Source organism: Sphingomonas populi (assembly GCF_004208535.1).
In the GTDB taxonomy this organism is placed as follows: Bacteria; Pseudomonadota; Alphaproteobacteria; order Sphingomonadales; family Sphingomonadaceae; genus Sphingomonas; species Sphingomonas populi.
On record NZ_SGIS01000010.1, the window covers coordinates 128,417 to 139,419 of the forward strand.

Annotated in this window: 8 protein-coding genes; 6 read left to right on the forward strand and 2 right to left on the reverse strand. The window is 65.3% G+C overall.

The window, feature by feature from the left end; translation table 11 throughout:
- Positions 1–2: 2 nt before the first annotated feature.
- Positions 3–1,970, reverse strand: a complete 1,968-nt coding sequence (gene malQ / locus EWE75_RS08800) for a 4-alpha-glucanotransferase (protein WP_130156537.1) — start codon at positions 1,968–1,970, stop codon at positions 3–5.
- Between the two features lie 149 nt (positions 1,971–2,119).
- On the opposite strand from malQ, the gene EWE75_RS08805 reads away from it, so the two are divergent.
- Complete coding sequence (locus EWE75_RS08805; RefSeq protein ID WP_231708285.1) at positions 2,120–3,220, forward strand: DUF47 family protein; 1,101 nt, start codon at positions 2,120–2,122, stop codon at positions 3,218–3,220.
- Positions 3,220–4,233 carry an inorganic phosphate transporter gene (locus tag EWE75_RS08810; RefSeq protein WP_130156541.1) on the forward strand — a complete coding sequence of 338 codons (1,014 nt, stop codon included), beginning with the start codon at positions 3,220–3,222 and terminating at the stop codon, positions 4,231–4,233. Before EWE75_RS08805 ends, EWE75_RS08810 begins: the two co-directional genes overlap by 1 nt.
- 4 nt (positions 4,234–4,237) lie before the next feature.
- Here EWE75_RS08810 and EWE75_RS08815 read toward each other — a convergent pair whose 3' ends face one another.
- The gene (locus EWE75_RS08815; RefSeq protein WP_130156543.1) at positions 4,238–5,857 is read right to left on the reverse strand and encodes a pectate lyase; all 1,620 of its coding nucleotides are present in this window, start codon (positions 5,855–5,857) and stop codon (positions 4,238–4,240) included.
- A gap of 163 nt (positions 5,858–6,020) precedes the next feature.
- Between EWE75_RS08815 and yghU the strand changes: the two genes are divergently transcribed.
- The 4 genes from yghU (at position 6,021) to EWE75_RS08835 (ending at position 10,774) form a co-directional block, all read left to right on the forward strand.
- Complete coding sequence (gene yghU, locus EWE75_RS08820) at positions 6,021–6,896, forward strand: glutathione-dependent disulfide-bond oxidoreductase (protein ID WP_130156546.1); 876 nt, start codon at positions 6,021–6,023, stop codon at positions 6,894–6,896.
- 232 nt (positions 6,897–7,128) lie between these two features.
- Positions 7,129–8,859, forward strand: coding sequence for a putative bifunctional diguanylate cyclase/phosphodiesterase (locus EWE75_RS08825; RefSeq protein ID WP_130156548.1), 1,731 nt, complete (start codon positions 7,129–7,131; stop codon positions 8,857–8,859).
- A 146-nt stretch (positions 8,860–9,005) separates the two neighbouring features.
- Positions 9,006–9,590, forward strand: coding sequence for an SRPBCC family protein (locus EWE75_RS08830; protein ID WP_130156550.1), 585 nt, complete (start codon positions 9,006–9,008; stop codon positions 9,588–9,590).
- Complete coding sequence (locus tag EWE75_RS08835; protein ID WP_130156552.1) at positions 9,590–10,774, forward strand: zinc-dependent alcohol dehydrogenase; 1,185 nt, start codon at positions 9,590–9,592, stop codon at positions 10,772–10,774. The genes EWE75_RS08830 and EWE75_RS08835 overlap by 1 nt, the downstream gene beginning before the upstream one ends.
- Positions 10,775–11,003: the final 229 nt, after the last annotated feature.

An 11,003-nucleotide genomic window follows, 5' to 3' on the forward strand; every position in this document is an offset into this window, starting at 1 on the left:
GCTCACGCCCGTCGCGTCGCATCCAGCGTGGCGAGCCGTGCGGTTACGTCGGCGCGCGCCAGCAGCGTTTCGGTCGCGTCGGGCATGCGGCGGCGCCAGTTGGGATGCTCGTCGATCGTGCCGGGGAGGTTGGGCTGTTCGACCGCGCCGATGACATCCTCGAACGGCACGAGCGCGAGCGCGGACGGGGTCGCGCCGATGAAGGCGAGCGCGGCATCGACGGCGGGGCCTTCCGCCTGTGGGGCGGGCTGCGGTCCGTCCGCGACGCTGGCCGCCGTGAACGCGCTCCATAATTTTTCACGGTCCCCGTCGCGCGCGGCCTGATCGGCGGCTTCGTCCGCCGCCTGCGAACTGCGACCAAGCCGCCACGTCCAGTCGATGTCGCGTCCGCGCCACCAGCCCGCGACGGTGGCGAGATCGTGCGTGCCGGTCATCGCCGCCGCGTCGCGGGCGTAGCTGGCGGGGGGGCGGAAGCTGCCGTCCGCGTCCCGTTCGAACCACAAGACTCGCATGCCGAGCATCGCCTTTTCGTCCATCGCGGGGCGGAACCCCTCGGGCACGGTGCCGAGGTCTTCGCCGATCACGATCGCCCGGGCGCGGTGCGATTCGAGCGCGAGCAGGCGGAGCATGTCGTCCATCGGCATGGTCAGATACGCGCCCTCGGTGGGCGAGGCGCCCTCCGGCACTACCCACAGCCGGCGCAGCCCGAGCGCGTGATCGATGCGGATGCCGCCGGCATGGCCGATCGCGGCGCGGAGCGTCGCGATGAACGGTGCGAAGCCGGTGCGCCGCAACGCACGCGGCGCGAAAGCGGTGATGCCCCAGCCTTGCCCGTCGGGGCCGAGCGGATCGGGCGGCGCGCCGATCGACAGGCCGGTGAGCAGATCATCGGGGCGGCTCCACGCATGACTGCCGCCGGCATCCATGCCGACCGCGAGATCGGCGATCAGCCCGATCGCCATGCCTGCATCGGTGGCGGCCTGTTGTGCGGCTTGCAGGCTGCGCGCGGCGAGCCATTGCAGGAACAGGAAGAAGCCGACCTCCTCGCTGCGTTCGGCGGCGAAGCTGGCGACCGTCGCGTTGGTGGGGTCGTGATAGGCGCTCGGCCAGTCCTGCCAGCCGCGCGCTCCGGTGAGCGCGAAGAAATGTGCGTGCAGCGCATCGAAGCGGGCGTGCCGTTCGAGGTCTTCGCCGCCCTCGCGGGCGTAAGCGGCGACTTCGGCGCGGATCGCGTCGGAGCGGGCGTCATAGGCGGCGCGCAGGATGCGTAGCCGCTCGGGGATGGCATGATGCCAGTCGATCAGGTCGCCGCGCGGCGGGGCGATGGCGGATGCCCCGGCGAGCGCCGGATCGGCGTAGAGGACGTTGAGGAACGACCGGGTTGATGGCGAATAGGGGCTGAAGCGGCTGCTGTCGGCGGGAAACAGTGCGTGGACCGGGCTGATCGCGAGCGCATCGGCACCACGCGCGGCGAAGGCGCGGGCGGTGCTGGCGAGCGCGCCGAAATCGCCGAACGCAGTGGCGGACTCGTCGCGCAACGCGGCGATCTGCACCGACGGCCCCCAGATGCGCCGGCTGCCGACCGCGTCCGTGACCGAGAAACAGCGCGACGGCGCAACCGCGAGGCGGATTTCACGATCGCCGACGACGAGGCGGTGATAGCCGGGCGTGGCGATCGGCGGGATTTCCAGCCCCTTGCCGCCGGGCGTTAGCAGGGCGTCGCGGCGGCTGCCGTCCTCGAGGATCAGCTCGGCTTGCCCCGCCGCGCCGCAGCCCGGCGGGAGGGTGATCGGCCGCCCGACATCGCCGGTGACGAAGTCGCACGCGCCCGCATCGTCCGGCGCGGGATCGCCGAGCGCGGCGAGGATCGCCGTCAGTGATTCGTCGGAGACGCGCTGGGCCTGCCCCCGCGCGTCTTCCCAATCGATCTGAAGCCCGGCGGCACGGGCGCGGTCGTGGAGTGTGCTCATGGTTCGATCCACTCCTTTGCTTGGCCGTTCGTGTCAAAGCCCGATCTGCTCTTGTGTTGCGTAGGGAAACGGCTGGAAGCGGTGCCATAAATCTGTAACAGACTGAGTACGCACCCGATCGGAGCCTGCTCATCCGTCAAATCGCCGCCTTGCCGTACCGTTCAGAGGGACATGCGATCGACGCGCCGGTCCGCATCCTGCTCGTCACCTCGCGCGAAACGCGGCGCTGGGTGATTCCCAAGGGCAACCATCCGGCGGGGATGAGCGCACACGCCGCCGCCGCGCTGGAGGCGGAGGAAGAGGCTGGCGTGCAGGGGCTGATCTGCCCCGAGCCGCTCGGCTCCTATCGCTATCGCAAGAAACGCCGCAGCGGGGCGTCGCTGCTGATCGACGTCGATGTTTTCCCGCTTGCGGTGAGCAATGAACTCGCCGCGTGGAAGGAGCAGACGCAGCGCGAGCGGCGCTGGGTCAGCCTTTCCGAAGCGGCGGAGATGGTTGATGAACCGGATTTGCGTGACCTGATCCGATCTTTCGGCCAAGCGGAATTCAGGGCGGCAGCGCAGCGTACCGGCATCCTCCATGCCGTCGCCGCGCGATCGAAGGTGAGTGGCATGTTTGCGTGGTTCCAAAGGTTGCTTCCGAAGTCGGGCAATTTCTTCGATCTGTTCGAGGCGCATGCCATGACCGTCGTCGCCGGCGCGAACGCGCTGTCGCGGCTGCTCCAGGATGGCGACCGCGACCATATCCGCGAGGTGATCGAGCGCGAGCATGACGCCGACGAGATCATCCGGGAAGTGCTGACCACCGTCCGCGAGACCTTCCTGACGCCGTTCGATCGTGGTTCGATCACCAGCCTGATCGGCTCGCTCGACGATGCGATCGACGAGATGCAGGCGGCGGTGCAGGCGATCGACCTGTACGACGTGACCGTGTTCGAGCCGGAAATGAAGGACATGGCCGCGATCATCGTCGATGCGGCGCGGCTCACCGCCGAGGCGATGCCGCTGCTCCGCGATGTCGCGCGCAATGGTGTGCGGCTGCACGAACTGACCGAGCGGCTGGTGCGGATCGAGAGCCACGGCGACGATATCCACACAGCCGGGCTGAAACGTGCGTTCAAGGAGCTTGGGCCGATCGATTCCTTGCGCTTTTCGGTGCAGCGCGAGGTTTACAAGCATCTCGAACGGATCATCGACGCGTTCGAGGATGTCGCGAACGAGATCGACGGCATCGTCATCGATCACGCCTGATGTACGAGCTCGCGTTACCGCTGCTCATCGGCCTGATCCTGGTCGCACTGGCGTTCGATTTTCTCAACGGGCTGCACGATGCCGCCAATGCGATCGCCACCGTGGTCGCGACGCGGTTGCTGAAACCCGTGCATGCGGTGCTGTTCGCCGCCGCTTTCAACGGCGCCGCCTATTTCCTGACGATCACCTTTCCCGCCTTGCACAAGGTCGCCGATACGATCGGGCAGGGGCTGATCTCGCGTGATCTGATTACGCCCGGCGTGGTGTTCGGCGCGCTGGTCGGCGCGATGTTCTGGAACGTGGTGACGTGGGTGAAGGGAATCCCCTCGTCGAGCAGCCACGCGCTTGTCGGCGGGATGATCGGCGCAGGCGTCGCCCATGCCGGTGTCGGCGGTATCCAGTGGGTCGGGCTCAACAAGACGCTGATCGCGATCGTACTGTCGCCGACGCTGGGCATGATCCTCGCGATGCTCGTGATGCTGGTGACGAGCTGGCTGTTCCGCCGCGCGAGCTCGGCCGGCGCCGAGCGCAGCTTCCGCATGCTGCACCTGATCTCCTCGGGCGCCTATTCGCTGAGCCACGGGCTCAACGATGCGCAGAAGACGATGGGGATCATCACCGTGCTGCTGTATTCGACCGGCTATCTGCACGGACGCTTCGAAGTGCCGCATTGGGTGGCGGTGAGCTGCTACATCGCGATCGCGCTCGGCACGCTGAGCGGCGGCTGGAAGATCATCGAGACGATGGGGTCGCGGATCACCAAATTGTCGCAGCATCAGGGGTTCAGTGCGTCGCTGAGCGGATCGATCATCCTGTTCAGTGCGTCGTGGCTGGGCATTCCGGTATCCACCACGCACACCATCACCGGCGCGATCATCGGTGCGGGCACGGCGCGGCGCGCCTCGGCGGTGCGCTGGGGGATCGCCGGCAACGTGATGATCGCCTGGGTCATCACCATTCCCGCCTCGGCGGCGGTCGGCGCCTTGTTCTATCTGCTAACGACGTTGTTCTGAGGCGTCAGGTTGCCGCCCGTGCGCGGATCAGGACGGCCATGTTCCTGGCGAAGACGGCGGTGCTGATCCCCGGCACGGGCTGCGGATCGGGATAGGGCGAGGTATCGGTGTCGTCGCCGACATAGCTGTGTGAGAAGTCGCCTGGCACGGGTTTCTCATAGCCGTCGCGCGTGTAGATGTGGCTGGTGGTGTGCAGTGGCGTTACCCAGCGATGATCGGCATCGAGCGCGGCCAGAATCGCGGCGACCTCGTCCGGCGCAGCCGGCGCGAGCTTGCGCGGCGTTGTCTTGAGATCGCCGATCGTGATGTCGCCCAGCGTGAAATAGCGCGGCAACGGCTGGCGGCCACCGTTCAGTGCGGAGCCGGCGACGACCTCGGCGACCGGGCGCGCCGATAGCGCGGCGTGGCGCGCGCGCAGCTTCGCCACATCGGGCGAGCGGAACGAGCTGTAATGCGCGATCGTGTTGTGCGGATCGCCGTCATGATAATATTCGCCGTTGACGACATCCGAACCGCGCCGGTGAATGTACATCGGCGTGTTGGTGCCGATTTCGGTGAAGGTCGGGTAGCGCCGCTGCGGGTCGATACTGGCGGGCAGGCGGATCGAGTCGAGCCAGTCGAGCGCCTCAGGCAGACGGCGCAGGAACTTTTGATCGCCGGTTAGCTCGTAGAAATCCATCATCAGCGCGACGTTGGTGGCGGTGGTGTGCGAGACGAGCGCCTTGGGTTCGTACGTGCGCGCGCTCGCCGGTTTGAGATCGGCGACGGTATGCTGGAGGCCCCAGCCGGGCTGCGGTTGCGGTTGCTGCGCGCGCACGAAACAATCCATCGCCCGCGCGATGGGATCGAGCACGCGCGCGTCGCCGAGCGTCTGCCAGACCATCAGCAGGAAGACGATATTCTCCGCCGCGACATCGTCGTTGAAGGTGATGAACGACGTATAATCGGGCAGGCCGTGATCGTGGAACTCGTCGCGCAACGGAAAGCGCTGTGGCCAGCCGCCGACCGGATATTGGCTCGCCAGCACGAAGCCGAGAACCTTGTCGAGCGATGCGCGATAGCGCGGCTCGCGTTTCTCCAGATACATGCGCAGCATGAACTTCGCGCAATCGGCGGTGCAACTGTCGTCAAACGTCGCGTTGCCGTAATAGTGCTGGAATTCCTCGAGCCGCCAACCGTTCTTGCCGATCGTATCGTACCAACGCCGGATCGAAGCTTCGCCGGCGAGATCGAAATGATAGTTCCAGCCGCCGCTTTCGTGCTGACCGCGGATCAGCACGTCGGCCGCCGCTGCCGCGGCCCGATAGAAATAGGCGTTGCCGGTGGCGTGATAGGCGTCGAGGAAGACCTGCCCCATCAGCGGAGTGCCGGGGTTCTGTATCCAAACGCTGGTAGGGTAGGCCTGCATCTCGCCCCATTCGCGCGACCGATCGAGCAGCACCTGCCAGACGTAACCGCCCTGATGGCTGACTTTTTCGACCATGTACTTCGCCGCACCGAGCATCGCCGCATCGATCACGGCGGACGCGGGTGCCGCTTCGGCTGCGTGCGGTGCGATGGCGGCGGCGCCGAGCGCGGCGGTTCCCGTAAGCAGATCGCGGCGGGTGAGGATGGCGTGGTGCATCCAAGTCTCTCCTGGGCGGGCCGGATGGACTCCGGCTTTGGTTACCGGTGTCATTCATACGATCTCGGCGCCGGACCGCAACTATGAGAATGACGCGATGGATCGTGTCGCGCGGGTGAGATACGGTTCGCCGTGACGTTCGTTTGACCCGTGGAGACCGCAAATGGCCGATGCTGACGACAGCGCGAACAACCAGCCCGCCGGCTACGTGCCGCCCGAGGTCTGGACCTGGGATACGAGCAACGGCGGGCAGTTCGCCAATATCAACCGCCCGGTCTCCGGCGCGACGCATGAGCGTGAACTGCCGGTCGGCAAGCATCCGCTCCAGCTCTATTCGCTCGGCACGCCCAATGGCCAGAAGGTCACGATCCTGCTGGAAGAGTTGCTCGCGGCTGGCCATGCCGGTGCAGAGTATGATGCGTGGCTGATCGAGATCGGCAAGGGCGACCAGTTCGGCAGCGGCTTCGTCGCGATCAATCCCAATTCCAAAATCCCGGCGCTGGCGGATCATGCGCTCGATCCGCCGCTGCGCCTGTTCGAGAGCGGCTCGATCCTGGTCTATCTGGCCGAAAAATTCGGCGCGTTCCTGCCGGCCGAGCCGCGCGCGCGGGCCGAGACGTTCAACTGGCTGATGTGGCAGATGGGATCGGCGCCGTTCGTCGGCGGCGGCTTCGGGCATTTCTATGCCTATGCGCCGTTCAAGATCCAATATGCGATCGACCGCTATGCGATGGAGACCAAGCGGCAATTGCATGTGCTCGACACGCATCTGGCCGGTCACGTCTACCTTGTCGGGGATAGCTATACGATCGCCGATATGGCGGTTTGGCCGTGGTATGGCGGTGTGATGAACGGCGCCTATGGCGCACAGACGTTCCTGTCCGTTGCGGATTATCCCAATCTCGCGCGCTGGTCCGATCTGATCGCGGCGCGCCCGGCGGTGAAGCGCGGCCGGATCGTCAACCGCGTTATGGGTGACGTGCAGTTGCGCGAACGCCACGACGCGAGCGACTTCGACGGTTTCGATTTCGGCGCTTAGGGCGAATACGAAAACCGTCGAATATTTGTACGCGACGGTGGAACAATCGCCGTGCAATTTCGATATATATTTACGGCCTTCTGTAAATTTTTGATGCTCTTTCGATAGGATTGAAAGAGAATAAAAATGAACCGCTTGGTCGATCGGTTTGGGGGTGAGGGGGCCGGGGGGCGACAATGATTGGAAAACGGACGCCGTCTGCGAGGTTCTCTTCGAACACCCGGAACTGCTCGTGATCCAGCCGGGCGACGCGGACGACGACGACCGCGCGCTCCGGCTCGAACAGACGTCGCGCGAACTCGAAGAGCGGTATCGCTATACCATCGCGCTTAGTCCGTTGGTTGCATGGACGGCGTGGCCGAACGGCGACATCCTCGATATCGACGAACCGGGTCTGGCGCGAACCGGTCTGAGCCTGGGCGAAGTGCGCGGGCAGGGGTTCTTCGCGGCGGTTCATCCCGATGACCGCCAGAGCGTCGCGATGATGTGGCGCCGCAACGCGTCGCTGGGACATGCCATCGACAACGAGGTTCGCATGCGGATGCGCGACGGCAGCTACCGCTGGCATCGGTCTCGCGCGGCGCCGCTGAAAGACCCGTCCGGCAAGATCCTGCGCTGGTACGGCACGATCGAGGATATTCACGACCGCAAGCTGGCGGCCGACGCGATCCGGTGGGCGGCCGAGCATGACAGCCTGACCGGCATCTGGGCGCGGGCCGCGTTCCTCGCGGGATTGGAGCAGGCGGTCAGCCAAGCCGCCGACGCTGGTTCGGAAGTGGCACTCGTGCTGTTCGATCTCGACAATTTCAAACAGGTCAACGATCAGTTCGGCCACGACACGGGTGACGCATTGCTGAAGGATGTCGCCGCGCGCCTGAGCGGTGCGGCGGAGGCGCCGGCGATGGTCGGCCGGCTTGGCGGCGACGAATTCGCCTTGTTCCTCGCGCGATCCGATACGTCGCAGCTCATCGCCGCGATCGATCAGGCGGTCGCCGCGTTGGACGCACCGTTTCGCTATGACGCGGTCAGCTATCATTGCCGCAGTAGCGTCGGGGTTTCGCTGTATCCCGCAGACGGTGCCGAAAGCGACACGCTGCGCAAGAACGCCGATCTCGCGCTCTACGACGCCAAGGCCGAGGGCGGCGGCGCGCTCCGCTATTTTCGCGGTGAGTTGCGATTGCAGATGCAGCAACGGCTGTCGATGCTGTCGATCGCCCGCGATGCGCTCGATCGCGATTTGATCCTGCCCTATTACCAGCCGAAGATCGACCTTCGCACCGGGCGCATCGTTGGGTTCGAAGCGTTGTTGCGCTGGAACCACGCCGGGCGCGGCGTGCAATCGCCAGCGACGATCGCGGTCGCCTTCGACGACCCGGAACTGGCGATCGCGCTTGGCGAGCGGATGCAGGAGAAGGTGATCGCGGACGTTCGCGGGTGGTGCGAGCGTGGACTGGACTTCGGGCGGGTCGCGATCAACGCTTCGGCGATGGAGTTTCGCAACGCGGATTTCGCGATCAAGCTGATCGCGCGGCTCGCCGCCTTCGGCGTGCCGGCCACCAATATCGAACTCGAAATCACCGAGGGCGTGTTTCTCGACAACAGCGACGCGCATGTGCGGCGGATCATCACCACGCTGCGCGACGCGGGGATCACCATCGCGCTCGACGATTTCGGCACGGGCTATGCTTCGCTCGCGCATCTCAAGCAATTCCCCGTCGATGTCCTCAAGATCGACCGGTCGTTCGTCGATGCGCCATCAGCCAGCGACTGGACGATCGTTCGCGCGATCATCGGGCTGGGCAAGGGGCTTGGCATCAAGACCGTGGCCGAAGGCATCGAGACGATCGAGCGGCGGGATGCGCTGCTGAACGACGGTTGCGATTTCGGGCAGGGCTATCTCTTCAGTGCGCCAGTCCCGGCGGCGGCGGTGGCGGACCTGCTCGAAGCGGATCGCATGCGATAATTGTCTTCGGTAATTCGGCGTTATGAGACGCCGGGTCAATCTCGTCTGACTTGATCTCGATCAGTGAAGTATTTGATTTCGTTATAGAAACGACGGGAACGGACCCGTCCGCCGTGCGATCTTCCCCACTCAACACGGAGGACGCTATGGCAGACACCGACTTTCAGACCGACGACGCGCCGCTCGCCACCTCGAAGCGGTCGGGCGCCGTCGATGCGGCGACGGGCGCGCTGCTCGAACCCAAAGGCGACAGCCTTGTCGCGCGCGCGGTGACGATCAATCGTCCGGTCGCTGAACTCTACGCCTATTGGCGCGACTTCCGAAACCTCGCGACCTTCATGGACAATGTCGTCGAGGTCTCGCCGATCGACGACCGGCGTTCGCACTGGATCGTCAAGGCGCCCGGCGGTCGCACGGTGGAATGGACCGCCGTCATCACCGAGGAGCGCGAGAACCAACTGATCGCCTGGGCATCCGAGGACGGTGCCGACGTGCCCAACAGCGGCCGCATCGACTTTCGCGATGCCGGCGCGCGCGGCACGATCGTCACCGCGACGGTGCTGTACGACCCGCCGGGTGGCGCGATCGGCAAGCTGATCGCCAAGATGTTCCAGCGCGAACCCGCCATCCAGGCGCGGCGCGACCTGCGGCGATTCAAGCAACTGATGGAAACCGGCGAGATCGCGACATCGTCGCGAACCCGCCAGCAATTCGAAGAGGAGAAGGCCTGATGCGCGCACTCGCCTGGCACGGTCGGCACGACGTCCGCGTCGATACCGTCGACGATCCCGAAATCCTCAACCCGCGCGATGCGATCATCAAGGTCACCTCGACCGCGATCTGTGGCTCGGACCTGCATCTCTATGACGGCTACATTCCGACGATGCAGGCCGGCGACATCCTCGGCCATGAGTTCATGGGCGAGGTCGTCGAGGTCGGCGCGAAGTCGACCCTCAAGAAGGGCCAGCGCGTCGTCGTGCCGTTCACGATCGCGTGCGGGAGCTGCTACCATTGCGGCAAGCACCAATATTCGGCGTGCGACAACGGCTTGCCCGCCGACAACCAGGACATCGCGCAGGAGTTGTACGGCCAGCCGATGAGCGGGCTGTTCGGCTATAGTCACATGACGGGCGGCTATGCCGGCGGGCAGGCGGAATATGTCCGCGTGCCGTTCAGCGATGTCGGCCCGATCGTGATCCCCGACGGCGTTTCGGACGAGAAGGTGCTGTTTCTCTCCGACATCCTGCCGACCGGCTGGATGGCGGCCGAGAATGCCGAGATCGAACCGGGCGACACTGTCGCGGTGTGGGGCTGCGGCCCGGTCGGGCTGTTCGCGGTGCAATCGGCGTTCCTGATGGGCGCCGAGCGCGTGATCGCGATCGACCATTTCCCGCATCGTTTGGAGTTGGCCAAACGCTTCGGCGCCGAGACGATCAACTTCGAGGAAACCGCCACCTACGAAGCGCTGATGCAGATGACCGGCGGGATCGGTCCCGATGCCGTGATCGACAGCGTCGGGCTGGAGGCGCACGGCTTCTTCGCCGACAATGTGATCGACCAGATCAAGAAATCGACGTTCCTCGGCACCGATCGTCCGCATTCCATTCGTCAGGCGATCATCGCCTGCCGCAAGGGCGGACGTGTCTCGATGCCGGCGGTGTACGGCGGCTTCGTCGACAAGTTTCCGCTCGGCGCGCTGATGGAGAAGGGCCTCACGCTCAAGACCGGGCAGACCCATGTCCAGCATTACATGCCGGCGCTGCTCAACGCGATCATGGAAGGCAAGATCGAGACCGAGTTCCTGATCTCGCACCGGATGGCGCTGGAGGATGCGCCCAAGGGCTACAAGATGTTCCACGATGACCAGAATGTGGTGACGAAGGTCGTGCTCAAGCCCGATTTCGCCGCTGCCTGACGTAGCGCCCCTCCCTGAAAGCGAGGGGCTGGGGTGGGTGGGCCAATGGTCGCCGCGCCGCTCCCTCGCAGACCGACCCACCCCCGACCCCTCCCTTGTCAGGCAGGGCTATCGCATTTGAGCGAGGAGAGAAGAGAGATAGTCGTCGTGCCATCCGGCGTGTTTAAATTTTCTGCGGATGGAGAGTTTTCGGGTGTCGTGCTGGAGCAAATTGAGGGCGAGGCGTCGT